Annotated in this window: 21 protein-coding genes; 18 read left to right on the top strand and 3 right to left on the bottom strand. The window is 63.1% G+C overall.

Going from position 1 to position 24,073, the window contains the following annotated elements:
• Positions 1–23: 23 nt before the first annotated feature.
• The 5 genes from atuD (at position 24) to I9018_RS22040 (ending at position 4,979) form a co-directional block, all read left to right on the top strand.
• The gene (gene atuD / locus I9018_RS22020) at positions 24–1,181 is read left to right on the top strand and encodes a citronellyl-CoA dehydrogenase (protein WP_241107508.1); all 1,158 of its coding nucleotides are present in this window, start codon (positions 24–26) and stop codon (positions 1,179–1,181) included.
• Positions 1,178–1,975: an enoyl-CoA hydratase-related protein gene (locus tag I9018_RS22025; RefSeq protein WP_241107509.1), complete on the top strand. Its 798-nt coding sequence runs from the start codon at positions 1,178–1,180 to the stop codon at positions 1,973–1,975. The genes atuD and I9018_RS22025 overlap by 4 nt, the downstream gene beginning before the upstream one ends.
• 28 nt (positions 1,976–2,003) lie before the next feature.
• Positions 2,004–3,959, top strand: coding sequence for an acetyl/propionyl/methylcrotonyl-CoA carboxylase subunit alpha (locus I9018_RS22030; RefSeq protein WP_241107510.1), 1,956 nt, complete (start codon positions 2,004–2,006; stop codon positions 3,957–3,959).
• Between the two features lie 121 nt (positions 3,960–4,080).
• On the top strand, positions 4,081–4,620 hold the full coding sequence (locus I9018_RS22035; protein WP_241107511.1) for an exonuclease domain-containing protein: 540 nt from the start codon (positions 4,081–4,083) through the stop codon (positions 4,618–4,620).
• Positions 4,621–4,694: 74 nt separating this feature from the next.
• Positions 4,695–4,979 (top strand): pyrimidine/purine nucleoside phosphorylase, encoded by a 285-nt coding sequence (locus I9018_RS22040; protein ID WP_241107512.1) that lies wholly within the window; start codon positions 4,695–4,697, stop codon positions 4,977–4,979.
• An 80-nt stretch (positions 4,980–5,059) separates the two neighbouring features.
• Here I9018_RS22040 and I9018_RS22045 read toward each other — a convergent pair whose 3' ends face one another.
• Positions 5,060–5,863: an MOSC domain-containing protein gene (locus I9018_RS22045; protein ID WP_241107513.1), complete on the bottom strand. Its 804-nt coding sequence runs from the start codon at positions 5,861–5,863 to the stop codon at positions 5,060–5,062.
• A gap of 83 nt (positions 5,864–5,946) precedes the next feature.
• Positions 5,947–6,882 (bottom strand): chemotaxis protein CheV, encoded by a 936-nt coding sequence (locus tag I9018_RS22050; protein WP_068585605.1) that lies wholly within the window; start codon positions 6,880–6,882, stop codon positions 5,947–5,949.
• Between the two features lie 562 nt (positions 6,883–7,444).
• Between I9018_RS22050 and I9018_RS22055 the strand changes: the two genes are divergently transcribed.
• From I9018_RS22055 to I9018_RS22065, 3 genes are all read left to right on the top strand, one after another.
• A complete protein-coding gene (locus tag I9018_RS22055) occupies positions 7,445–7,882 on the top strand; it encodes a hypothetical protein (protein WP_124348204.1) in 438 nt (145 codons plus the stop codon).
• Positions 7,883–8,408: 526 nt separating this feature from the next.
• Positions 8,409–9,302: a sensor histidine kinase gene (locus I9018_RS22060; protein WP_241110187.1), complete on the top strand. Its 894-nt coding sequence runs from the start codon at positions 8,409–8,411 to the stop codon at positions 9,300–9,302.
• Positions 9,299–9,958: a response regulator transcription factor gene (locus I9018_RS22065; RefSeq protein ID WP_068581530.1), complete on the top strand. Its 660-nt coding sequence runs from the start codon at positions 9,299–9,301 to the stop codon at positions 9,956–9,958. The genes I9018_RS22060 and I9018_RS22065 overlap by 4 nt, the downstream gene beginning before the upstream one ends.
• Position 9,959: 1 nt before the next feature.
• On the opposite strand, the gene yegS is transcribed toward I9018_RS22065, so the two are convergent.
• Positions 9,960–10,859: a lipid kinase YegS gene (gene yegS / locus I9018_RS22070; protein ID WP_068581533.1), complete on the bottom strand. Its 900-nt coding sequence runs from the start codon at positions 10,857–10,859 to the stop codon at positions 9,960–9,962.
• A gap of 423 nt (positions 10,860–11,282) precedes the next feature.
• Here yegS and I9018_RS22075 point away from each other — a divergent pair, with 423 nt between their 5' ends.
• The 10 genes from I9018_RS22075 (at position 11,283) to I9018_RS22120 (ending at position 24,068) form a co-directional block, all read left to right on the top strand.
• On the top strand, positions 11,283–12,716 hold the full coding sequence (locus I9018_RS22075) for an undecaprenyl-phosphate glucose phosphotransferase (protein WP_068581536.1): 1,434 nt from the start codon (positions 11,283–11,285) through the stop codon (positions 12,714–12,716).
• Positions 12,717–14,174 (top strand): mannose-1-phosphate guanylyltransferase/mannose-6-phosphate isomerase, encoded by a 1,458-nt coding sequence (locus I9018_RS22080; protein ID WP_241107514.1) that lies wholly within the window; start codon positions 12,717–12,719, stop codon positions 14,172–14,174.
• A 67-nt stretch (positions 14,175–14,241) separates the two neighbouring features.
• Positions 14,242–15,018 carry a polysaccharide biosynthesis/export family protein gene (locus I9018_RS22085; protein WP_241107515.1) on the top strand — a complete coding sequence of 259 codons (777 nt, stop codon included), beginning with the start codon at positions 14,242–14,244 and terminating at the stop codon, positions 15,016–15,018.
• An 18-nt stretch (positions 15,019–15,036) separates the two neighbouring features.
• Entirely contained in the window at positions 15,037–17,031 is a 1,995-nt protein-coding gene (locus I9018_RS22090; protein WP_124348207.1) for a GumC family protein, read from the top strand.
• A complete protein-coding gene (locus I9018_RS22095) occupies positions 17,031–18,227 on the top strand; it encodes a glycosyltransferase (RefSeq protein WP_241107516.1) in 1,197 nt (398 codons plus the stop codon). The genes I9018_RS22090 and I9018_RS22095 overlap by 1 nt, the downstream gene beginning before the upstream one ends.
• On the top strand, positions 18,217–19,518 hold the full coding sequence (locus I9018_RS22100) for a cellulase family glycosylhydrolase (RefSeq protein ID WP_241110188.1): 1,302 nt from the start codon (positions 18,217–18,219) through the stop codon (positions 19,516–19,518). Before I9018_RS22095 ends, I9018_RS22100 begins: the two co-directional genes overlap by 11 nt.
• 2 nt (positions 19,519–19,520) lie before the next feature.
• The gene (locus tag I9018_RS22105) at positions 19,521–20,741 is read left to right on the top strand and encodes a glycosyltransferase family 4 protein (RefSeq protein ID WP_241107517.1); all 1,221 of its coding nucleotides are present in this window, start codon (positions 19,521–19,523) and stop codon (positions 20,739–20,741) included.
• Positions 20,732–21,832 carry a glycosyltransferase family 1 protein gene (locus tag I9018_RS22110; protein WP_241107518.1) on the top strand — a complete coding sequence of 367 codons (1,101 nt, stop codon included), beginning with the start codon at positions 20,732–20,734 and terminating at the stop codon, positions 21,830–21,832. Before I9018_RS22105 ends, I9018_RS22110 begins: the two co-directional genes overlap by 10 nt.
• Entirely contained in the window at positions 21,832–23,250 is a 1,419-nt protein-coding gene (locus tag I9018_RS22115) for an O-antigen ligase family protein (RefSeq protein ID WP_241107519.1), read from the top strand. Before I9018_RS22110 ends, I9018_RS22115 begins: the two co-directional genes overlap by 1 nt.
• Positions 23,247–24,068, top strand: a complete 822-nt coding sequence (locus tag I9018_RS22120) for an acyltransferase (protein ID WP_068581560.1) — start codon at positions 23,247–23,249, stop codon at positions 24,066–24,068. Before I9018_RS22115 ends, I9018_RS22120 begins: the two co-directional genes overlap by 4 nt.
• The last annotated feature ends 5 nt before the right edge of the window (positions 24,069–24,073 follow it).

The following is a 24,073-nucleotide window of genomic DNA, read 5'->3' on the forward strand; positions in this document are numbered from 1 at the left end:
TCAACTTGAGAAGGACAACAACAATGATCTTCACCCAGGAACACGAAGAACTGCGGCGCACGGTGCGCAATTTTGTCGAGCGCGAGATCAACCCCCATGTCGATGAATGGGAAGAAGCCGGGCGCTTCCCCATCCACGAGATTTTCCGCAAGGCCGGCGAGCTGGGCCTGCTGGGCATCTCCAAGCCAGAGAAGTTCGGCGGCATGGGCCTGGACTACAGCTACTCGGTCGTTGCCGCCGAAGAGTTCGGCACCATCCGCTGCGGCGGCATTCCCATGTCCATCGGTGTGCAGACTGACATGTGCACCCCGGCCCTGGCGCGCTTCGGCTCCGATGAACTGCGCGACGAATTCCTGCGCCCGGCCATCAGCGGCGAGCAGGTGGGCTGCATCGGCGTTTCCGAGGTCGGGGCCGGCTCCGACGTGGCCGGGCTCAAGACCCACGCCCGCAAGGACGGCGACGACTACGTGATCAACGGCAGCAAGATGTGGATCACCAACTCCCCCAGCGCCGATTTCATCTGCCTGCTGGTCAACACCTCGGACGACAAGCCCCACGTCAACAAGTCGCTGATCATGGTGCCGATGAACGCCCCTGGTATCAGCCTCAGCCCGCACCTGGACAAACTCGGCATGCGCAGCTCGGAAACCGCCCAGGTGTTCTTCGACAACGTGCGGGTGCCCCAGCGCAACCGCATCGGCCACGAAGGCGCCGGGTTCATGATGCAGATGCTGCAGTTCCAGGAGGAGCGGCTGTTCGGCGCGGCGAACATGATCAAGGGCCTGGAGTACTGCATCGACAGCACCATCGAGTACTGCAAGGAGCGCAAGACCTTCGGCAACCCGCTGATCGACAACCAGGTGATCCACTTCCGCCTGGCCGAGCTGTCCAGCGAGATCGAGTGCCTGCGGGCCCTGGTGTACCAGGCCACCGAACAATACGTGCGCGGCCAGGACGTGACCCGCCTGGCCTCCATGGCCAAGCTCAAGGCCGGGCGCCTGGGCCGCGAGGTCAGCGACAGCTGCCTGCAGTACTGGGGCGGCATGGGTTTCATGTGGGACAACCCGGTGGCCCGGGCCTATCGCGATGTGCGCCTGGTGTCCATCGGCGGCGGTGCCGACGAGATCATGCTGGGGATCATCTGCAAACTCATGGGCATCCTGCCCGGGAAGAAGAAATGAGCCTGTTGCCGAGTTGCCAGACCCTATTGCTGGAATCACGCGACGGCGTGCTGTTCATCACCCTCAACCGCCCCGAGTGCCGCAACGCCATGAGCCTCGAGATGGTGGCGGAATTGCGCACGGTGCTGGCCGCCGTGAACGAGCGCCGCAGCATCCGGGCCCTGGTGCTGCAGGGCGCTGGCGGACACTTCTGCGCGGGTGGCGACCTCAAGGACATGGCCGGCGCCCGGGCCAGGGGTGCCGCGGCCTACCGTGAATTGAACCGGGCCTTCGGCGCGTTGCTCGAAGAAGCGCAGAAAGTCCCCCAGGTGCTGGTCTGCGTACTGCAGGGCGCGGTGCTCGGCGGCGGTTTTGGCCTGGCCTGCGTCAGCGATATCGCCATCGCCGAGCACTCGGCGCAGTTCGGCATGCCGGAAACCAGCCTCGGCCTGCTGCCGGCACAGATCGCCCCGTTCGTGGTCCGGCGCATCGGCCTGACCCAGGCCCGGCGCCTGGCGCTGACCGCCGCCCGCTTCAATGGCGAAGAGGCCCGGCACCTGGGCCTGGTGCACTTCGTCGAGAACGATGCCACGGCGCTGCAGGAGCGCCTGGAGCAGCAACTGGCGCAGGTCCTGCGCTGCGCCCCTGGGGCCAATGCACAGACCAAGGCCCTGCTGCTGGCCAGCGTCGACCAGCCCCTGGGACCGCTACTGGACCAGGCCGCCGACGACTTCGCCCAGGCCGTCAGCGGTGAGGAAGGCACCGAAGGCACCCTGGCCTTCGTGCAGAAACGCAAACCGTCCTGGGCCGGCTGACGCCCCACACAGACACAGGAAGCCTACGATGCCCGCGTTCACCAAGATCCTGATCGCCAACCGTGGCGAAATCGCCTGCCGGATCCAGCGCACCGCCCAGCAGCTTGGCTATCGCACCGTCGCCGTATTCAGCGACGCCGACGCCGAGGCGCCCCATGTGCGCATGGCGGACGAAGCCGTGCGCATAGGCCCCGCGCCGGTCCAGCAGTCCTACCTGGATAGCGCCGCGATCCTCGATGCAGCCCGGCGCAGCGGCGCCGATGCCATCCATCCCGGCTATGGCTTTCTTTCGGAGAACGCCGAGTTCGCCGCGGCCTGCGCGGCTGCCGGCATCACCTTCATCGGCCCCAGCGCCGCGGCCATCGAGCTGATGGGCAGCAAGCGCCGCTCGAAACTCGCCATGCTCGAGGCCGGCGTGCCCTGCATCCAGGGCTACCAGGGCGAAGAACAAGACGATGCCACCTTGCAGCGCGAAGCCCAGCGCATCGGTTATCCGTTGATGATCAAGGCCAGTGCCGGTGGCGGTGGGCGCGGCATGCGCCTGGTACAGGAACCCGGGCAACTGCTGGAGCAGATCAGGACCGCACGCTCCGAGGCGCTGCACGCCTTCGGCAGCGACGAACTGATCCTGGAACAAGCGCTGGTCGAGCCGCGCCATGTGGAGATCCAGGTCTTCGGCGATCACCACGGGCAGTTGATCTACCTGGGCGAGCGCGACTGCTCGATCCAGCGCCGCCACCAGAAGATCGTCGAGGAGGCGCCCTGCCCGGTCATGACCCAGGAGTTGCGCCAGGCCATGGGCGAAGCGGCGCTCAAGGCCGGACGGGCCGTGGACTATGTTGGCGCCGGCACCGTGGAGTTCCTGCTCGATGCCCGGGGGCAGTTCTACTTCCTGGAAATGAACACCCGCCTGCAGGTGGAGCACCCGGTTACCGAACTGGTCACCGGCCTGGACCTGGTGGCCCTGCAACTGCAGGTGGCTGCCGGCGAGCCACTACCGCTGAAGCAAGAACAGGTGCGCTTGTCCGGCCACGCCATCGAAGTGCGCCTGTATGCCGAGGACCCGGCCCAGGGTTTTCTGCCACAGACCGGCCAGGTGCTGCGTTGGGAACCGGCGCCGGGCATCCGCACCGATCATGGCGTACAGGAAGGCCAATGGGTCAGCCCCTTCTACGACCCGATGCTGGGCAAGCTGATCGCCCACGGCGCCACCCGTGAGGAGGCCCGGCGCAAGCTGCTGCGCGGCGTCGAGGATTGCGTGTTGCTGGGCCTGGAAAGCAACCGGCGCCTGCTGGCCAACCTGCTCGGGCACCCGGTGTTCGCCAGCGGCCAGTTCAGCACGGCATTCATCGCCGAACACTTTGCCGAGGATCCGAGCCTGCAACCGCAGCTTCCCGGCCACGAGGAACTGGCCATCGCCGCCGCGTTGTTTCATCACCACGGCGCCAAGGCCCATGCCGGGCCGCTCGCCGCCTGGCGCAATAACGCCGGTGTACCGCTGCACTACGGCCTGGGGCAGGAGGAACAGCACTGGTCCTTGCAACTGAGCCCGGGGACCGCAGGCCTGGTGCAGGTCCACCAGGCAGGGCAATTAGTGGAGTTGAAGGTCTGCAGCGCCGACGGTCGCCGGGCCATCCTGGAGGTTGGGGGCATCCGCCGGCACTACGCCTACCACCTGGAAAACCAGGAGCTCTGGCTGCACAGCCGACAGGGCAGCCTGCACCTGCAGGATCGAACCCATGCCCCGGTCCAGAGCCAGTTGAGTGCCCATTCGGGAACGCTCAAGGCACCGATGGATGGCGCCATCGTCGACGTGCTGGTGAGCGAGGGCATGCGCGTCAGCAAGGGCCAGCTATTGCTGGTGCTGGAGGCGATGAAGATGGAGCATCCGCTCAAGGCCGGAATCGACGGGATGATCACCCGGGTCCAGGTCGGCCTCGGCGACCAGGTGAAGAACCGCCAGGTACTGCTGGAGGTGGAATAGGCCGGCAGGCGGCCATCGATGCCGGCCACGAAGTACTCCGCCTGGCGCTCCCCCCTAGGCGGATTCCCCGGCTTTGGCTACGCTCAAGCGTCATCAAGAAGGTTGAAGGCTGGAATTCGTAATGCCCCACTGGCTGGTAATAGATTTGGAAGCCACGACGGATGAAGGGGGCTGGCCGGTGAGCGAGATGGAAATCATCGAGATCGGCGCCACGCTGGTCAACCGCCAAGGCCGGGAACAGGACCACTTCCAGCGCTTCGTGCGTCCCCAGCGGCGCCCGATGCTGACGCCGTTCTGTCGCGAATTGACCCACATCACCCAGGCCAACATCGACGCCGCCGCGCCCTTGACCGAAGTCTGGAGCCAGTTCGAACGCTGGCTGACCCAGCATCAGCCGCGCCTGGAAGGCTGGGCCAGCTGGGGCGACTACGATCGCAAGCAGTTGCAGTTGGAGTGGCACAACCAGCACTTGCACAGCCTGCTCAACGATGTCCCCCATATGAACCTCAAGCAGCGCTTCGCCAAGGCCCGGCGCCTGGAGCGCCCCCTGGGCCTGAATGCCGCCTTGCAACTGGCGGGCATGCAGTTCAACGGCCAGCAGCACCGGGCGCTGGAAGATGCACGAAATACGGCGCGCCTATTGCCGCTGATTCTTCCCTGATGGCGACAGGTGACGGCCCTTCGGGCCTTGTGCATACTGGCCGGCCTTTTTGACCCATTCTTGAGGAATCGCCCATGTTTAAAGTCAACGAGTACTTCGACGGCACCGTCAAGTCGATTGCCTTCGGCACGGCCGAAGGTCCCGCCACCATTGGCGTCATGGCCCCGGGCGAATACGAATTCGGTACCGCGCAACGGGAAATCATGCACGTGGTTTCCGGCGCCCTGACCGTCAAGCTGCCAGGCAGCGACGAGTGGCAGACCTTCGCTGGCGGCAGCCACTTCAACGTACCGGCCAACAGCAAGTTCCAGCTCAAGGTCGCGGTGGACACCGCCTACCTGTGCGAATACCGCGGCTGATCCCTCGCCCGGTTTTTAGCAACGCATGAAAAATGCCCGTCCCCCCACCAGGAGACGGGCATTTTTTTGCCTCGCCAAGGCTACTCGAGAACGGTCACCGGCATGCCCAGCTGCAACTGGCCATGACCGTCGTTGACCAGGTTCTGGCCGAACATCGCTCCATCCTCCCGGGCCCGGTACTTTTGCAAGGTCGCCAGGGGCTCACGATCAGCACTGCGCTCGCCCGTCTGCGGATCGATGGTGGTGAGGATGCAGCGCGAGCAAGGCTTGACCACGCGGAACTCGACATTGCCGATGCGCACCCGCTTCCAGTTGTCCTCGGCGAACGCTTCGCTGCCCTCGACCACCAGGTTGGGCCGAAACCGCAGCATCTCCAAGGGCCGGCCAACCCGGCTCGCCAGGTCGTCCAGGGAGGCCTGGCCGATCAGCAGCAAGGGAAAACCGTCGGCAAAGGCGACTTGGTCATCATCCTTGCCGTAGCCGGCAGCGGTGGTCCGCGCCCGCTCCAGCGGGACCTGCACCAGGCGCGTGGGCTTGCCGATGAATTCGCTGACCCAGGCCCCGGCCTCGTCGCCGGCATCGGGCACCCGCAAGGTGTCCTGCCAGATGGTCACACCGCGCAGGGCCGCCGTCTCATTCGGCAGCGCCACCTCCAGCGGGGCCAGGCCCGGGGCACTGAGGGTCAGGCCACCCTGGGCATTCCACAATGCCGAGAGCTGGCTCATCCGTCCCACGGCACGCTGGGTCAGGAAGCGTCCACTGGCCTCATCCACCAGCATCCAGCGGCGATCGCCCTCAAGGCCGAGCTTGTCCAGGCCGATCTGTTGCAGGGTCTCGCCCCTGGCGGATTTCAACGGATACCGATAAAGCGCGCTAAGACGCATGTCCTGCTCCCTACGGGGGAAAAACGCCCACCCTATACCAGCGCCCCGGTGAAACAAAGATCCGTGACACTGGCTCGCCGGCCTCAGGCGTCGACTTCATCCAGCAGCAGGCGCTGGCGCACCACATCCACCAGCTTGTCGGGCTGGAACTTGGAGAGGAAGTTGTCGCAGCCGACCTTCTTGACCATGGATTCGTTGAAGCTGCCCGACAACGAGGTGTGCAGTACCACGTAGAGCCCGCGCAGGCGCGGGTCGTTGCGGATCTCGGTGGTCAGGCGATAGCCGTCCATCTCCGGCATCTCGGCGTCGGTGAACACCATCAGCAGCTTCTCGGTCATGTCGACCCCAGTATCGGCCCAGGCCTTGAGCATCTTCAGGGCCTTGAGGCCATCGCTGGCGATGTGCATCTTCACCCCCAACTGGCCCAGGGTGTCGCGCAGTTGCGACAGCGCCACGTTGGAATCGTCCACCAGCAGCACTTCGCGGCCACGGGCACGGGCCAACAGCGGGTCGTCGAGCTTGTCGCGGGAAACCTTGGCGTTGTACGGCACGATCTCGGCCAGCACCTTCTCGACGTCGATGACTTCCACCAGTTGGTCATCGACCTTGCTGATGGCGGTCAGGTAGTGCTGGCGGCCGGCGCTGGAGGGCGGCGGCATGATGGCTTCCCAGTTCATGTTGACGATACGGTCCACGCCCCCCACCAGGAACGCCTGCACCGAGCGGTTGTACTCGGTGACGATGATGGTGCTGTTGGGCCCCGGGACCAGCGGACGCATGCCGATGGCCTGGGACAGGTCGATCACCGGCAGGGTCTGGCCACGCAGGTTGACCACGCCACAGACGAATGGATGGCGCTGGGGCATCAGGGTCAACTTCGGCAGTTGCAGGACTTCCTGGACCTTGAAGACGTTGATCGCGAACAATTGCCGACCGGCCAGGCGGAACATGAGGATTTCCAGGCGATTCTCACCCACCAATTGCGTGCGTTGATCTACCGTGTCGAGAATGCCGGCCATTGATGACTCCTGGGCTGTGCTGATGAATTCACTAAAGACTGATATCGGCCAGGGACGCCGTATCTTGACCCGTATGCAAATTGCCACACAAAGCCATTGATGTCACATTAACATCATGCTTTACTTCGGTGGTCAATTTAGCAGCATGGCTGCAGCGCCGCCGAGACCTCTATTCCGGCGGAAGGTTCCCGCGCCTAAGGGATTCCCCTATCAACAATCAGGACCAGCCTGATATTCGCAATATCCAATAGCCATTAATGTGACGCCATTCTCATTGCATGAATGGAGTCAGGCTTTTGTTTTTGATCGCAGAAAGGTGGCCCGGCACCCTTTCAAGCCTAAGTTCCCCTGCTCCTGAAGCCCCAGCGCTGATGCGCTGCCTGGCTGTGAGCGGCATCTGGCTGCCAACGCTGGACGATAAGCATCGAGCATCGTCAATGGCTGCACGCGCGGAAAAAACTCCAGACTTGTCTAATATTCAATTTCTCAAAACACCTTCCAACTTGAAACCGTTCAGCCAACGCCCTATCCCACCATCGGAAACGAAGTCATGGATATAAGCATGCTAAAGGACGGCCATGAGTGCGCTACCCCTCTGCCCGAATTCCTGCTTGAAGCCCAGACCCTGCTGGCCAAATCGGAAGACTGCCTGAGCCACCTGCACTTGATCAGGAATGACGAGGAGGCCATCAGTTGCCTGCTCGTCAGCCTGCAGCGCCTGGCCCAATGTGCAGCCCGCCATGCCATCAGCCCGCTGCATGAGTTCTCAGTGCACATCCACGGCCTGCTCAAGCGCCCCCAGCACCCGTTGGACCTCAACGACCAGGTGCTGGAATCCCTCAAGAGCTGCCTGACCCTGATGGCCTGGCAACTGGAACTGATCGACCCGAACGATGGCCAGTTGAATATGGATGACAGCGAACAGGTCATGCTGATCGAGGAATTGGCCGACCAGGTCTCGCAGAACTGCACCTGCACACTCCCTACTTGCAGGCACTAGTTTGTATACCGCCCAAGGTGTGCGAATAACATCAGGCAAAGATGGCCAGGCAACACAAGAATAAGTAGCCGGCTAAGTATCTACGCTACTGTCGTTATTGAACATCACATACCCAAGAACGACACTCCCCACTAAACAATCCAACTTCTTGCGATCCGGGATTTAATCTTCCGAGACTTGCGTGCCCCAATGGAAGCTGACTTCACTCTGAACGCTTATTGAGCGATACCGCTGCCGAACGCCGCACGGCAGATACGCTGAGTCGCAACTTTATTGACTTTCCGGACATGTATATCAAGTACCTGAGCGCGACCGGCGGTATCTTCGGTGGTATTATGCGGCGCACTAATGAACCGTATTAATGGCACATTGACTCCAATGTCGATAATCACTATCAGGCCTGCACAAGAGATACAGACAGAACTGATTGAAATCACCTATTCAAATGGCACCGCTTCTCAAACAGGCCCCGTCACCTGCTCCTGACCGGGCTCATCGCAGCGAACATTCATTGGCTCCATCCGCTATGTACGCCAGCCTCAAGTCACTGTTCTCCTGGCCCATCTCCCAAGATCGCCTACGCTGGCTCAGCCTACTGCTGTGCTCAGGCTCGGCCGTGGGCAATGTGCTGGTTTATTGCCTGAGCCGCCCTCTGCCCCTGGCGTTGCTGGTTCTCAACGTGGTGGCACTGGCATGTATCTGGGCGCAGTACGGCTATTCGCGTAAATCCATCCGTTTTCAGCCCCAGGAGCTGGCCGAGCGCTTGCTGCAAGTCAAGGAAAACGAACGCCACCGCCTCAGCCGCGAACTGCACGATGACATCGGCCAGTTGCTGACGGCGGCAAAACTGCAGGCCGACTGGCTCAAGCGGCGCCTGCCGGACGACCTGCAAGAGCATTTCGCGCTGCTTGGCACCACCCTGGAAGAAACCCTGGCCAAGGTCCGCGACGTATCGGCCATTCTCAATCCCCGCCAGCTAGCCAGCCTGGGGCTCGAGGCCAGCCTGCGCGCCCATCTGATCAAGACCCTGGAAAGCAGCACAGTGCACTGGAGCCTGGAGTGCCACCAGCGCCTGGCCGGCATCCCCGAGGAAATGGCCGTGGCAGCGTTTCGCATCACCCAGGAAGCGGTGACCAACATGCTGCGCCACGCCCACGCCAAGAACCTGCTGGTACGCCTGCAACGCCTGCCGGAAGGGCTTTCACTGTTCATCAGCGATGATGGCCAAGGCTTTGCCCCCGCCGCGAACCCTGGAGAGCAGGGCCAGTGCGGCATGGCCGGCATGCAGGAACGAATCAGCCAACTGGGCGGTTTCCTCAAGGTCACCAGCGAGATCGACCAGGGCACCCAGATCGAAGCTCTCTTTCCCTGGGCCCCTCGCACCCTGGAGCGGGCCAGCACGAATAAGGTTTTACATTGACCTGTAATTTACTCTTGGTGGATGACCACTCGCTCATCAGGGCTGGCGTGCGTGCGCTGGTCATGGATATTCCCGGATACGCCGTGATCGGTGAAGCCGACGATGGCTCGCACCTGCTGGAAATGGTCGAGAAGCTCCATCCAGACATCATCCTGCTGGACCTGTCGATGAAGCATACCGGCGGCCTGGAAGCGTTGCGCCGACTCAAGGCCGCCCGCCCGCAGAGCAAGGTCCTGATCCTGTCCATGCATACTGATCCGGCCCTGATCATGCAGGCCCTGGAGTCCGGGGCCCACGGCTATCTGCTCAAGGACACCACGGCTACCGAGCTGGGGCATGCCCTGGAAGCCCTGCGCAACGGCGAACGCTACTTGAGCCCGGCGATTGCCCATACCGTGATCAACCAGGCCCTGACCCGCTCCCAGAAGACCCAGCCGCCACCTGCCGACACCCATAACCTGACAGCCCGCCAGCTGGAAATCCTGCGACTGATAGTGCGCGGCAAGTCGACCCGGGAAATCGCCCAGGGACTGGGGTTGAGCATCAAGACCGTGGAAACCCATCGCTCGCAGATCATGAAGCGCCTGCAGATCTTCGATGTCGCCGGGCTGGTCCTGTTCGCCGTGCGCGAACGCATCATCAGCCTCGACGACTGACTCAGCCATCGGTGCCCAGCAACGGCGATCCCTGCGGCAAGTGCATCTGCAAGGCCGCGGGCCGGGCAGTGAAACGCAGCAGCTCACCTTGCCGCGGCTCGCCGTCGAGGTTGATATCCAGGCCACGCGAGGCCTTGATCTCGACCCACGGCAGGCGGGCCCGGATGAACAAGTCGTCGATGCCCATGTCCCCTGCCAGCAGGCTCTTCAGAGCACCCACCAACTCCTGGGGCGCCGGCAGGATGCTGACATCGAGCAACCCATCGTCGATCAGGGCTCCCGGGCACAGCTCATGACCGCCGCCAGCCTGTCGACCATTGCCAATGCCCAGCGCCAGCAACTGGCCATGCCAGTGAAAACCCGGCCCCTGCAACTCGCCATAGGCCGCGCTCAGCTGCGCAAAGCGCGATAACCCGGTAAACAGGTACGCGGCTCCCCCCAGGACTTTCTTCAGGTCGGGCGATGTATTGGCGGTCACCTGGCTGCCGAAACCACCGGTGGCCATGTTCAGGAAAACCTGCCCGCCAACCTCCCCCAGATCCACCGGCCGGGCCGGGACATCCAGCAAGTCCAGGGCCGCCGATGGCTCCAGTGGCACGCCGGCCGCCCGCGCGAAATCATTGGCCGTTCCCAGAGGCAGCGGCACCAGGCTGGCCGGCTGCGAGGCTTCGGCCAAGGCCTGGGCGACATCGCGCAACGTACCATCGCCACCACCGGCGATCAGTTGCCGGTAACCTGCGTCCAGCGCCTCCCCGACCAGGCGCTGGGCATCCCCGGCCTCCCACGTCAGGCGTACCGCCAGGTCCCAGCCCGCCTCCCGCCTGGCCTGGACCGCAGCCCGCAGCTCTTCGTTGAGTGCCTGCTTGCCGTGCAGGATCAACAACGCCTTGTGTTCACTCATTGGTCATCTCTCCCGTGTTCAATGGCTGCGAAAAATGTGGACCCTGGCCGGCGAGAAAAAGATCTGCCGCCAAGGATTATTTTTTACCGGCAACCCGATTCGCACGCCCTTTATCAGCCTGCAAGGGAGATAAAGGGCACGCAAAAAAAGATCTTTCATCACCAAGCGGTTTTCAATTCGCAAGCTTCTGTTTCATGAGCTTTACTCAGCCAAGTCATCTGGATGAGCAGGCTCGACAGCGGGTCGATCGGCATCGGGAACCCCACCCCGCCATGGACAGCGCCTGCACCCCGGTGAAAAGCGACCAGGTCGGCAATGGCGTGGCGCGCCTAGAGCAGGGCTTCCGGGTGCGGAGTGAATGCTCGAAGTTGTGGCCGGTTCTTCCAGTCAACCGGTGTGCCTTGGGTCGAGGGAATTGATCTTATGCGGTTGCAACCTGTAGACAGCCTGTTACTGACTCGCCCCAGCATGGTCGAGTACTTCCTGTTCGGTATCCGCGTAGCCCACGGCATGACCGCGATCCTTCCAGGGCTCCTGCTACTGCTGCTGGCGAACGACCTGCCCAATACCCTGAAGAGCGACCTGACCATCCTCGCGTTCTTCGGCGTCATCAGCGTGCTGATCTTCCAGGCCCTGGGGGTCTACGCCGAATCCATCTTTAGCAACTTGCTGCGCTTCCAACTGACCCTGTTCGCCTGGTCGGCCTCCTTTTGCGTGCTGTTGTTCATGCACCACTCGATGCTGATGTTCAACGCCATCGACAATCGCGGGCTGCTGGCCTGGTTCTTTGGCAGTTTCGTGCTGTTCGGAATCGAGCGCCTGATCCTACTGACCCTGTTCCAGCAACTGATGCAGCGGGGCGTGTTCCTGCAGAACGCGGTCATTCTCGGTGCCACGGAAAATGGCCAGCGCCTGGCCGAATACCTGGCCCAGCACCAGGACATCCGTTCCGGCGTCATCGGTTTCATCGACGACCGAATCGGTCGCCTGCCCAAGGTGCTGTGCAACCTGCCGCTGCTGGGCAACTCCAGCGACCTGGAACGCCTGATCCGCGAGGAGAAGGTCACCCAAGTCCTGGTCGCCCTGCCCTGGTCGGCGGAAAGCCGCATGGCCTACGTCATTCGTGAACTGCGCCGGCTCCCGGTGAACGTGTTGCTGGTTCCCGACATGGTGGCCTTCCGGCATGCCCACAACCGCATCACCGAAGTCGCCAACCTGCCGATGTTCAACGCCTCCGAGGTCCCCCTGCGAGGCTGGTCGCCGTTCTTCAAGCGCCTGGAGGACATGATCCTGTCCACTATTGCCCTGGTCCTGCTGTCCCCGGTGATGCTGCTGGTGGCCCTGGCGATCAAGCTGGATTCCAGGGGCCCTGTGCTGTTCAAGCAAAAGCGCTATGGCTACAACAACCGGCTGATCCAGGTCTACAAGTTCCGTTCCATGCACCAGCACATGAGTGATGCCAACGCCGAGAAGCAGACTACCCGCGGCGATCCACGCATCACCCGGGTCGGGCGTTTCATCCGCAAGACCAGCCTCGATGAGTTGCCACAGCTGTTCAACGTGTTCGGCGGCAGCATGTCGATGGTCGGCCCGCGCCCCCATGCCACGGCAACCAAGGCCGCGGGCATCCTGTTCGAAGAGGCGGTCAAGGAGTACACCTCACGGCACCGGGTCAAGCCGGGCATCACCGGCCTGGCACAGATCAACGGTTACCGGGGTGAAACCGACACCCTGGAAAAAATCGAGAAACGTGTCGAATTCGACTTGGAATACATCGAAAACTGGTCGGTCTGGTTCGATCTGTACATCCTGTTCCGCACCGTTCCCTCCGTGATCATGACCCGCGAGGCCTTTTGAATGAGCACACTCATTCCCTGCATCATCGCTGGCGGCGCCGGCACCCGTCTGTGGCCGGTGTCCCGCGAGGCAATGCCAAAACCCTTCATGCGCCTGCCCGACGGCGAAAGCCTGCTACAGAAGACCTTCGTGCGCGCCGCGAACCTGAACGATGTCGGTCGGCTGTTGACGGTGACCAACCGCGAAGTGTTCTTCCGTACCCTCGATGACTATCGCCTGCTGAACAAGAAGCGGGTCGACCTGGACTTCATCCTCGAACCCTTCGGACGCAATACCGCACCGGCCATCGCTGCAGCGGCCCTGCATGTCAGCCGCCTGTATGGCGAGGACGCACAAATGCTGGTGCTACCGGCCGACCACCTGATCAAGGACCTGGCAGCCTTCTCGACAGCGGTGGAGCATGCCCGGCAACTGGCCGAACAAGGCTGGCTGGTGACTTTCGGCCTTGTGCCGACCCACGCCGAAACCGGTTTTGGCTACATCGAGAAAGGCCAGGGCCTGAACGACGCCGGCTTCCAGGTCAGCCGCTTCGTCGAAAAACCCGATGCCGCCACGGCCCAGCGCTATGTCGACGGCGGCCTGCACCTGTGGAACGGTGGCATGTTCTGCATGCGCGCCGACGCGATTCTCCAGGAGCTTCGGGAATTCGTGCCCGAAGTGGTCAGCGCCGTGGAGCGTTGCCTGGAGCTGAGCCATCGCAAGGAGGGCAAGCATGAGTTGCAAGTGGAGCTGGACGGCGAGAGTTTCGCCCTGGCCCCGGACATTTCCATCGACTACGCGGTGATGGAGCGCTCGAAGAAGGTCGCCGTGGTGCCCTGCCAACTGGGCTGGAGCGATATCGGCTCGTGGCAGGCCGTGCGGGAACTGACCCCGGCGGACGAGCACGGCAACCAGTGCAACGGCGAGACCGTGCTGCATGATGTCCGCAACTGCTACATCGATTCACGCAAGCGCCTGGTGGGCGGGGTTGGCCTGGATAACCTGATCATCATCGACACCCCCGACGCCCTGCTGGTGGCCGACGGCAAGCGTAGCCAGGACGTCAAGCTGATCGCCCAGGAGCTCAAGCGCCTGGGCCACGACGCCTACAAGCTGCACCGCACCGTGACCCGGCCCTGGGGCACCTACACCGTGCTGGAGGAAGGACCGCGCTTCAAGATCAAGCGCATCATGGTCAAGCCCGATGCCTCGCTGTCGCTGCAAATGCACCATCACCGCAGCGAGCACTGGATCGTCGTCAGCGGCATGGCCCGGGTGACCAATGGCGAGGACGAATTCCTGCTCAATACCAACGAATCGACCTTCATCAAGCCGGGGCGCACCCACCGGCTGGTCAATCCCGGGGTGATCGACCTGGTGATGATCGAAGTACAGAGCGGGGAGTATCTCGGAGAGGACGACATCGTGCGTTTCAACGACATCTATGGGCGGGCACCCGCCGAAACCGCAAAGACCTGAAGGCGCACTTGCGCTTGAATCTGGCCCGACAGGGAGCTGTAACTATGCACGCCAGGAAGACCGCTCGATGAAAAGACTGCTGCTGATTTCCAGTGTCCTCATACTGTGCGCCTGTTCCATACCGGCGAAAGTGGAGTTACCTCCCAGCCAGGACCTGCAGGCGGGCCACCGAGCCGGTGAAGCCCTGGCCGGCAAGCCGCTGCCACCGCAGCGGATTCGCCCGGGCGATACCCTGCGCATCGTCCGCAACACCGGTGAGGCTCCGTCGATCTCGGCCTTCACCGCCAACTCGATCTACGAGCTGACGCTGTTCACCGTGCTTAACGACGGCACCTTCTCCTACCCCTACGCCGGCCAGATCAAGGCCGCGGGGCTGACCCCGCAGCAGTTGACCCAGGTCCTGGAAAACAAGCTGAAGAACGTCTACCAGGACTCGGCGCTGACGGTGAACATCAACCAGGCGCCGGGCAACACCGTGTTCGTCGGTGGCTCGGTACGCAACCCGGTATCCCTGCCGGTCACGGTGACCACCACCCTGGAGCAGGCCATCGTCGGTGCCGGGGGCCTGCTATCGGTAGGCGACAGCCGCAATATCGCCCTGCTGCGCGAAGGCGAGGACGGTCGCTACAAGACCTACTTCTTCGACTATCGCAAGTTCATGATCGCCGGCAACGCCGGGACGCCACCGGTGCTGCTGCAACGTGGGGACGTGGTGTTCGTGCCCAAGTCCAGCGTCGGCAACGGCATTGAATGGGTGGATGTGTACCTCAACCAGCTGATTCCGTTCACCAAGTCGATCGGTGTCTCAGCCAGCTACGAAATCAACCGTCAATCCAGCAATTGATCGCCAAGGACTGCCCATATGATCAATATCCGTTCCTTTCGCGATTTGCTGCGGCTGTTCTTCATCTTCAAGCGCGAGGTGAAGATCACCGTGCTGGTGACCTTCATCATTATCGTGCTGGGTGCTTTCCTGCTGCCCAACCGCTTCGAATCCACCGCGTTGCTGCTGGTCAAGCCAGGGCGCGATACCAGCACCCTGCCGATCGAGATCTCCGATCGCCAGGCGGTGGTGATCCCCAGTGCCCAGCGTGACCCGATCCTCGACGAGGAGCGCATCCTCACCGGTGCCCCCATTGCCCGCAAGGTCGCGCAGCAGTATCTCGACGACCTGTCCCGCCAACCCCAGCCCGGTGGCGTGCTGGGTACCATCAAGAACGCGCTCAAGAGTGCCGTGGAAGGCATCGCCGATCTGTTTCGCGGGTTGCTACAACTGGTGGGCCTGGTGGAGAAGCAAACCCCGGTCGAACGCCTGACCGAACGCATGCTCAAGAACTTCAGCGTGACCCATGTCGCCGGCTCTTCAGTGATGGAGGTGAGCTTCACCTGGAACGACCCGCAAGTGGCCCAGACCGTGGTCAAGAGCTGGATCGAGCAGTACCAGCAAGAACGCGCGCAAACCCTGGGGCGCAAGAGCCTCTACGCGTTCTATGAAGGTGAAAGCACCAGCACCAACCAACGCATCCTCGGCTACAAGAAACAAATCACCGACTACCTGAACCAGTTGGGCGCCGTCAGCATCGAGGAGCGCCTGAACGATATCTCGCGCAACCTCAATAACCTCAAGGGTGAGCACCTCAATACCACCCGGGCGGTGGCGTCCACCAAGAGTGGCCTGGACACCATCCAGAACCAGCTCAACAGCATGAAGAAAGAGATCAGCATTGGCCGCCAGATGAGCCTCAACCCTGATCGCCAGGACCTGCAGCAACGGATCAACGCCAAGCAGATCGAGCGCCAGGAAATGCTTCGCACCTTCAAGGAAGGGGCGCCGCCGGTGCGTGCCATGGATGCTGCGATCGCCAACCTGCAGTCCCTGTTGCGAGCCGAGAACGCAACCGTTCAACGCAGCGAGAACCTGGCACCGAACCCGGTCTACACCCGCCTGCAGAACAGCTTCGCCGACCAACAGGCCAGCCTCAGCCGCCTGCAGACCCAAGCCGCCCAACAGGAAAGCCAGCTGCTCAAGCTGGAACAGGACCGGCGCCAGGCGCTCGCCCTGGAACCTGAGCTGGCACGCCTGCAACGCGAACTCAGTGCCGCCGAGAAGAGCTTCGCGCTCTATAGCGACAGCACCGAGAAGGCACGGATCGACCGCGAACTGGACCAGAGCCAGATCAGCAACATCGCCGTGATCGAAGAAGCTACCTTCCAGCCCAGCCGGATCTTCCCCAAGAGCCTGACCATGTTGCTGGTGGCCATTCCCCTGAGCCTGGCGGTAGGCCTTCTGGCCCTGTATTTCTTCTATCTGCTGGACCAGCGCATCCACGATGGCGACCAGTTGGAGGAGCGTTTCGGCGTCAAGGTCTGGAGCAGCCTGCAAGACCTGCACAGCCACTTGCCACAGCGCAACAGTGCCTTCACCGCCAGCCTCTACCGGCTGTATGGCGTACTGCCGTTGAAACAGGTGGCCGAGCGCGGCCTGGTGATCGGCCTGACCTCGGCACGCCATGGCGAAGGCGTGAGCTTTGTCACCGGGCACCTGCGCGACCTGCTGCAAGAGCGCGGCCACACCGTACGGGTCGATGGTTCGCCAAACGCAGCCCCGGGTGAAATCGTACTGCTGGAGGCCTCCGGCTTCTTCTCCAACCAGGAAGCCTTCGTCAGCTTGCGCGAGGCCGACCTCATCGCCCTGATCATCGAAGCCGAAACCACCACGGTGCCGATACTGCAAAACGCCTTGTCGATCCTCAACACTGCATTCAAGCGGGTCGACGGCATCATTCTCAACCGTCGCCGCTTCGGTATCCCGGAAAACGTGCTCAACTTCATGGCGCGAATCAGGAGCCCCCACTGATGCATATCGCCGTGCTGGCCCCCATGCCCCCCGAGCAGAACGGTATTGCCGACTATGCCGCACACCTGCGCGCGGCGTTGCAGGACCAGGGGTTGCAGGTCAGCACGCCACTGCAGGGAGTAGGCAACGATCCACAACGCGCCATCGAGCGCGTGGACCAGGTCGACTGGCAAGGCATCGACCTGGTCCATGCCGAACTCGGCGGAGGCCGGCTGGCGGAATTTCATGCCCTCCAGGCTTTGCGCCAGCGTTTTCCCAGCCTGCCCCTGAGCGCCACGGTGCACGATCCCGAGCGCCTGGTCTGGCGTCGGGCCAAGCTGCCCTGGCCGTTGTCGCTGGCGAGCAACCTGCCTTCGCCATTGCCCCAGATTGCCACGGTGCTGGCCGATCCGATCTGCCTGTACGAGGAAAGAAAGCTGGCCCGCAGCCTGAACCGGCTGATCACCCTGACCCACGCCGGTGGTGAATGCCTGCGCCAACGCATGGGCCTGCGTGCCGAGCAGATGGCGGTGATCCCCCACGGCAACCTGGCGATCGCCCCCCAGCCCCTACCGCCGGCATCCCCGCTGAAACTCCTGTATTTCGGCTTCATCTACCGTGGCAAGGGCATCGAGGACTTGCTGGATGCCCTGGCCATGGCCTTCGCCCAGCAACCCGACATACGCCAGCGCATGCGCCTGACCCTGGCCGGCGGCAGCGAGCCGGAAATGGCCTTCGGCAACGCCGGCAGCTACCTGGAGCAGTTGCGCGAACATATCCGCCGCCTGAACCTGCAGGACAGTATCGACTGGCAGCTCGACCTGCCGGCCACCGACATCCCCAAGGTCATCCAGGCCCATCACGTCATGGTCTTGCCGTACCGCGAGTCGAGCAAACTCAAGTTGCTGGGTACGTTGCGCGGTACCAGCGGGGCCTTGTCCTGGGCGGTCGCTTGTGGACGCGGAGCCATCACTTCCGATGCGCGTTCATTCGCCGAGGAAGTGGCCCAGAACAACGGAGTGATCTTTCCCCAGGGCAACGTCGCGGCCCTGGCCGCCGAGCTCAGCCACCTGTGCGCCAGCCCGGAGCTGGTGGAACGCTGGGCCGAGCACGCCACGATCATCGGCCAGCGGCGGATCTGGAGCCACACCGCCGAGCGCTTTGCCCGCGTGTTCGCCGACGCCTGTGGAGGCAATACCCATGCCTATGTCACGTAGATCGGGCCTACCGGTGCTGCTGGCCACCCTGGCCGTCCTCGCCTGGCCGGCTCTTGCGGACAACACCTTGCGTGGCCCACGCACGGTGGTGTGGAAGGACTTCCTCGGGGTCAATGCGCAGTTCCAGTACTTCGCCCCAAGCGTCTATCAGGAACAGATGGACCGGCTCGATGCCCTGGGCCTGAACTGGGTCCGCCTGTCCATTCACTGGGCAATGATCGAGCCGGTGGAAAACAGCCTGCAGCTCGATAGCCTGGATGCCGTGATGAGCGCCATGCAGAGCCGCCACTACAACATCCTGGCCTACATGGTCGGCTCGGCGCCCTTCGCTGCCAACGTACCGGCCGGAGCGGCACCGTCCGACCAATATCCGCCCAAGGACTTCAACGTCTTCGCCCAGCGCATGCAGATGCTCGCCCAGCGTTATCCCCAGGTGAACACCTGGCAGGTCTGGAACGAGCCGAACATCGTCTGGCTGCCCAAGGAAGATCCCAGCGCCTACGACCAGTTGCTCAGTACCACCAGCACCGCGATCCGCGCCGCAGTCCCCGACAAGCCCGTGGCCACCGCCGGCATGGCCTACTACAGCCAGATGCGCAGTACCCCGGGGCTGATGCTTGAGGACCTGCTACAACAGGGCCTGGCCGGCGACAACCTGATCGCGGCCTATCACCCTTATTCCGAGTACCCCGAAGGGGACGATCCCGCCGCCAAGGACTTCCTGAGCCGGGGCAACTTCCTCAACAGTGCCCTGCACGGCAAGGGCGTGAAGCAGGTCTGGGCCACCGAATGGGGTTGGTCGAGCTATACCACCGGCGTCCCCGAGATGCAGGCGATGATCGGGACCAGCGGCCAGGCCGACTACACCCTGCGCCGGCTGGCGCTGATGGCGACCATGGACTATCAGCGCATCTTCCTGTTCAACCTGAGCGATCTCGATGCCAGGGCCACCAATCGTGACCAGTCCTACGGCCTGGTGGACCTGGGTGGCGAGCCCAAGCCTGTGTACAACGCCCTCAAGTATTTCCTCGATACCACCGGGCCGAGCCTGGCCCCGGACGACCCACCGACCCTGAGCAACGCCCCCGACGACCTGTACAGCATGGCCTGGACCCGCCCCGATGGCTCCCACGTCTGGATGTTCTGGAGCGCCAGTGGCAGCAGCCTGCAAGTGCCCGGCCTCAATGCCGCCACGCTGCACGATCCACTGGCCGGTACCCGGACCGACCTGAGAGGGCAACAGGGCCTCAACGTACCGCTGAAAACCAGCCTGCAACTTCTGGTGTGGTGAGCATGAAAATCCTCTGGACCCTACCCTACTTGCCCTGGCCAGCCACCAGCGGTGGCAAGACCCGGCAATATCACCTGCTGCGGGCCCTGGCTGCCCGCGGGCATCGCATCACCTTGCTGGTGCAATCCAAGACGCCTTTGGACGAAGCCTCGCGCGCCGCCCTGGAACCCTGGCTGGAACGCTTGATCGTGCTGCCGCGTCGCCCCCTGCGCAGCCTCAAGACCCTGCTGGCGGTGCTGTTCGCTCCTTATCCGATGCTCGCCACGATCAATGGCCTGGCCGAGCCGCTGCAACAGCGCTTTGATGAACTGCTGCGCGAGCACTGGGATGTGATCCAGATCGAACACAGCTACAGCTTCCAACCTTTTGAACAACCGCTGCGCCAGCATGGGCAAGACTTCATTCTCACCGAGCACAATGTCGAGTCGGCCCTGGGCGCCGCCAGCTACGACCGCCTTCCCGCGTGGTCCAAGCCCTTCACCCTCTATGATCAGTGGCGCTATCGGCGCTGGGAAAAACGCGTGTTCCAGCAAGTGGCCAGGGTCGTCGCCGTGACCGAGCAGGATGCCGTAACCCTGACCCACTTGAGTGGCAAGCCGTCTGCGGTAGTGGTCAATGGCGTGGATTGCGGGCACTACGCCTCGGTCCAGCCGGACCTGGCCAGCCAGCGCCTGTTGTTTATCGGCAACTATGAATACAGCCCCAACCTGGACGCGGTGGAGTGGGCCCTGGACGAGATCATGCCGCGCCTGTGGGCGATCAATCCGCAAGTGCGCTTTGCCATCTGCGGCTATGCCCTGCCGGACAGTTTCCGCCAACGCTGGAGCGACGCCCGTATCGAGTGGCAGGGCTTCGTCCCCGACCTGCGGGAGCTGCAACGGCGTTCAACGCTGTTCTTCGCGCCACTGCGCCAGGGTGGCGGGTCCAAGCTCAAGGTCCTGGAGGCCATGGCTGCCGGCCTGCCAGTGGTGACCACCGCCCAGGGTGTCTCGGGGCTGCAAGTCGAGAATGGCCAGCACTACCTGGGCGGCGAGGACCCCGGCGCCCTGTCCCAGCTCCTGGTCCAGGCCCTGGCCGAACCACAGCGCCTGCAACGCATTGGCGCCGCCGGGCGCGACTATGTGGTGGCCAAGCATGACTGGAGCGCCGCCGCTGCCCAGCTCGAAGCGGTCTATGACCAACTCCCCTCTGTCAAAAAAGAAGAAGTGTCCGTATGCGCATAGGTCTGGATTACCGCCCCGCCGCGGGCTACAGCAACACCGGTATCGGCCGGCAGAACCTGGCGCTGGAAGACGCCTTGCGAGCCAACCCGCAGGTCAGCCTGCAACTGTTCGGCCTGGCCCCGGAAGACCATCCCCTGCGCCGCCGGGTGCATTGCCCGCGCTGGGGGGCGCCACTGCAAGGAGTCCACCGCCTGCCCGGGCGCTTGCGCTTCGAGGGTGGATTCCTGCCCGGCGCCCTGCGCGAAGCGGGTGTCGAGGTCTATATCTGCAATTTCAACATGGGCCTGCCATTGGGCAAGAAACCCCAGGGCCTGCGTTATGTGTTGCAACTGCATGACCTGTTCCAACTGACCCTGAGCAACAGCCATGGCTCCAAGCTCAAGGAGCGCCTCTATCGCCTGAGCGACCAGCTTTCCATCGGCTACTCGGTGAAACAGGCGGACCGTGTCTGGACACCTTCGCAATACACCGCCGACGAGCTGGTGAAACTGTTCCCCAGCGCCCGGGACAAGGTGCGGGTGCTACCGAACCTGGTACCCGGCTTCACCGGTGAGCCGGTCGACATCAAGGACCTGCAACTGCCCGAACGCTACTGGCTGGCCGTGGGTACCCGGGAGCCACGCAAGAACATGCCCTGGTTCGTCGCCGCCTGGCAGGCCGCACGCCAGCAATCGGCCGACGTTCCTGAGCTGGTGCTGATCGGTGCGGCGCAGCATTTGCCCAGCGAACTGCAGAGCGTGCCCGGCCTGCATTTTCTCAGTGACATCAGCGACGACCAGTTGCATGCCGTCTACCGCCAGGCCCAACGCCTATGGCAACCCTCCTATGCCGAGGGCTTCGGCCTGCCGGTGATCGAGGCCCTGAGTGTCGGTACCCCGGTGGCAGTGGCCACAGGCTCGGCACTGGATGAGATCACCCCGGCGGACAGCCCGCGCTTCTCGCCAACCGACAGTGATGCCCTGAGCCAACTGATGGTGCAGTTGGCCAACAGCGCCAAGGGCGATCCCCTGGCGCTGGAGTCCTGGGCCGCAGGCTATGCCCAAGGCGCTTATCGCCAGCGCCTGGACGAACTGCTCGAGGAGCTCAAGTAATGCCCATTGCCTTGCCGCTGGCGCTGGTCTTCAGCCTGGTATTCGGCGTGCTGGCCTGGCTGCTGCCTGCCCTCAAGGTGCTGGTACTGATGGTCGGCATCGCTGCCGTGGTGACCGTGATCCGCAACCCCTTGCGCGGCCTGCTGTTGTTCGCGGTACTGGCGACCTTCCTGCCCTACTCCACGGTGCAGATCGGCCTGCGCACCACGATTTCCGAAGCCCTGCTGTTGTTGGTCTGGGCCAGCGTCCTGACCCAGAACCTGTTTTCCAACCTGCCGCGTCCGCCGCGGCTGTTGCGCACCGAGAAGCTGTTGCTGGCGCTGATGGCCTTCAGTGCCCTGCCCTTCATCATTGGCCAATTGACGGTGAACGCCGAAGGCAACGGGCCGGTGAACTGGGTGCGCTGGCTGCTCAACCTGTCGGCGCTGTTCCTGGTGCCGCGGCTGTTGCAGGACAACAAGGCCCGGGAGCAATTGGTCTGCGGGCTGTTGCTGGGCACCTTGCTGCTCCTGTTGCTGTCGATTCCGGTATTCCTGAAAAACGGCACCGCGACCGCCATGACGCCGATCCTGGAAAAACTCGGCTACGGGGGTATCGCCGTGCTTGGCGACAGCCTCAGCGCCCTGTCCAATCGCATGGGATCGCCGTGGATGCACCCCAACGTGACTGGCGGCGCCATGGCGCTGACCCTGCCCCTGGCCTTCTGCTTCGGCCTGACCCGTACCGGCTGGGAGCGTCGGCTGGGCCTGGGGGTAGCGCTGCTGGGGGCCGCCGGGCTGCTGCTGTCGGGTTCACGCGGGGCCCTGCTGAGCTTGCTGGTGGTCCTGATCTGGATGGCTCGCCAGCGAGTGCCCTATACCGGGCGCATGCTCATGGGCGGCTTCGTGCTGGGCGCCTTGCTGTTGATGTCCTATCCGCCGCTGCAGGATCGGCTGCTGACCCTGTTCACCTCCAACGACGCCAGTACCAGCGTCCGGGTCGACGAGTACTCGCACTTCCCGGCAGCCATGGCGATGTTCCCCTTCGGTATCGGTTTCAAGGTCGACCCACCCGTTCCCGGTACCGGCCTGTGGGGGATTTCCAACCTGTGGTTGAACTACATCTACAAGATCGGCGTGCCCGGCATGCTGCTGTTCGTCGCGGTGATCTGGAGCTGGTGGCGGGAAACCCGCGCCCCCGGGCGGCAGGTACGCCTGACCCGCGACAACGCCCTCTGGCTCGGCAGTGGCGCAGGCCTGAGTGCCGCCTTGATCAGCGGCCTGTTCGACCACTATTTCAGCTTCACCCAGGTACTGGTGGCCCTGTTCTGGTTGTTGCTGGGCCTCAACCTGCATGAGGCCAGGCGCTTGCGACTCAAGGCCAATGCCGCGGCAGCCGGCACCACTCCAGAATCCCCCAGCTCAGGAATCCATTCATGAAACATCGCCTCTTTCACTCGCAGAACCTGAAACAGGCGCTGCCCGAATATGCGCAGAAAATGGGCGTAAGCCTCGAGGACCTGGAAGCGGCCTATCAGTGGATGCTGGAAAACGACGTGATCTTCGAGCAACCCCTCAAGGGCAACATCCTCACGTATGTCAGCTACCTGAACATCGAGTCGAAGATCGAACCACCCCTGCCCCGGCGCTTCTATGCCCTGCTGGGCCGCGAAGTCAAAGGGGCGCTGATTCCCATGTACGGGATCAATTGGCCGACCCTGCGCGACCGCATGCTGCGCACCTGGGAGCAGATGTACAACATCCTCATCTGCAAGATCCCCAGCCACACCCTGCGCCTGCTCTGGCTGCGCATGGGCGGGGCGAAGATCGGCAAGGGCTCCACGGTATGGCGCAACACCGAAGTGCTGGGTATCGACAGCCTGCGCATCGGCCAGGACAGTACCGTGGCCTGGCATTGCCAGTTGGATGCCCGCGGCGGGTTGATCATCGGCAATCACGTGACCATTGCGTCCCACGTGCTGATCATCGCCGGTGGCCATGACCTCAAGGAGCCGGAGTTCTGGGCGGTGGGCGGGCCGATCTATATCCATGACTACGCCTGGATCGCCAGTCGCGCCCTGCTGTCCTACGGCGCCGAGATCGGCGAGGGGGCAGTGGTCGGTGGCCAGTCGGTGGTGTCCAAGCCAATCCCGCCCTATGCCATCGTCAGCGGCCCGGATGCCGCGATCAAGGGCGAACGTTGCCGCGACCTCAACTACAAAGTGGGCGGCAAAGGCCTGTTCACTTTGTTCCACTGAAACGC

It is taken from the genome of Pseudomonas sp. MPFS, assembly GCF_022537035.1.
Lineage (GTDB): Bacteria > Pseudomonadota > Gammaproteobacteria > Pseudomonadales > Pseudomonadaceae > Aquipseudomonas > Aquipseudomonas sessilinigenes.

Coding starts and splice junctions, on each gene's coding strand:
- atuD (WP_241107508.1), top strand. CDS start 24: ATGATCTTCACCCAGGAACACGAAGAACTGCGGCGCACGGTGCGCAAT.
- I9018_RS22025 (WP_241107509.1), top strand. CDS start 1,178: ATGAGCCTGTTGCCGAGTTGCCAGACCCTATTGCTGGAATCACGCGAC.
- I9018_RS22030 (WP_241107510.1), top strand. CDS start 2,004: ATGCCCGCGTTCACCAAGATCCTGATCGCCAACCGTGGCGAAATCGCC.
- I9018_RS22035 (WP_241107511.1), top strand. CDS start 4,081: ATGCCCCACTGGCTGGTAATAGATTTGGAAGCCACGACGGATGAAGGG.
- I9018_RS22040 (WP_241107512.1), top strand. CDS start 4,695: ATGTTTAAAGTCAACGAGTACTTCGACGGCACCGTCAAGTCGATTGCC.
- I9018_RS22045 (WP_241107513.1), bottom strand. CDS start 5,863: ATGCGTCTTAGCGCGCTTTATCGGTATCCGTTGAAATCCGCCAGGGGC.
- I9018_RS22050 (WP_068585605.1), bottom strand. CDS start 6,882: ATGGCCGGCATTCTCGACACGGTAGATCAACGCACGCAATTGGTGGGT.
- I9018_RS22055 (WP_124348204.1), top strand. CDS start 7,445: ATGCTAAAGGACGGCCATGAGTGCGCTACCCCTCTGCCCGAATTCCTG.
- I9018_RS22060 (WP_241110187.1), top strand. CDS start 8,409: ATGTACGCCAGCCTCAAGTCACTGTTCTCCTGGCCCATCTCCCAAGAT.
- yegS (WP_068581533.1), bottom strand. CDS start 10,859: ATGAGTGAACACAAGGCGTTGTTGATCCTGCACGGCAAGCAGGCACTC.
- I9018_RS22075 (WP_068581536.1), top strand. CDS start 11,283: ATGCGGTTGCAACCTGTAGACAGCCTGTTACTGACTCGCCCCAGCATG.
- I9018_RS22080 (WP_241107514.1), top strand. CDS start 12,717: ATGAGCACACTCATTCCCTGCATCATCGCTGGCGGCGCCGGCACCCGT.
- I9018_RS22085 (WP_241107515.1), top strand. CDS start 14,242: ATGAAAAGACTGCTGCTGATTTCCAGTGTCCTCATACTGTGCGCCTGT.
- I9018_RS22090 (WP_124348207.1), top strand. CDS start 15,037: ATGATCAATATCCGTTCCTTTCGCGATTTGCTGCGGCTGTTCTTCATC.
- I9018_RS22095 (WP_241107516.1), top strand. CDS start 17,031: ATGCATATCGCCGTGCTGGCCCCCATGCCCCCCGAGCAGAACGGTATT.
- I9018_RS22100 (WP_241110188.1), top strand. CDS start 18,217: ATGTCACGTAGATCGGGCCTACCGGTGCTGCTGGCCACCCTGGCCGTC.
- I9018_RS22105 (WP_241107517.1), top strand. CDS start 19,521: ATGAAAATCCTCTGGACCCTACCCTACTTGCCCTGGCCAGCCACCAGC.
- I9018_RS22110 (WP_241107518.1), top strand. CDS start 20,732: ATGCGCATAGGTCTGGATTACCGCCCCGCCGCGGGCTACAGCAACACC.
- I9018_RS22115 (WP_241107519.1), top strand. CDS start 21,832: ATGCCCATTGCCTTGCCGCTGGCGCTGGTCTTCAGCCTGGTATTCGGC.
- I9018_RS22120 (WP_068581560.1), top strand. CDS start 23,247: ATGAAACATCGCCTCTTTCACTCGCAGAACCTGAAACAGGCGCTGCCC.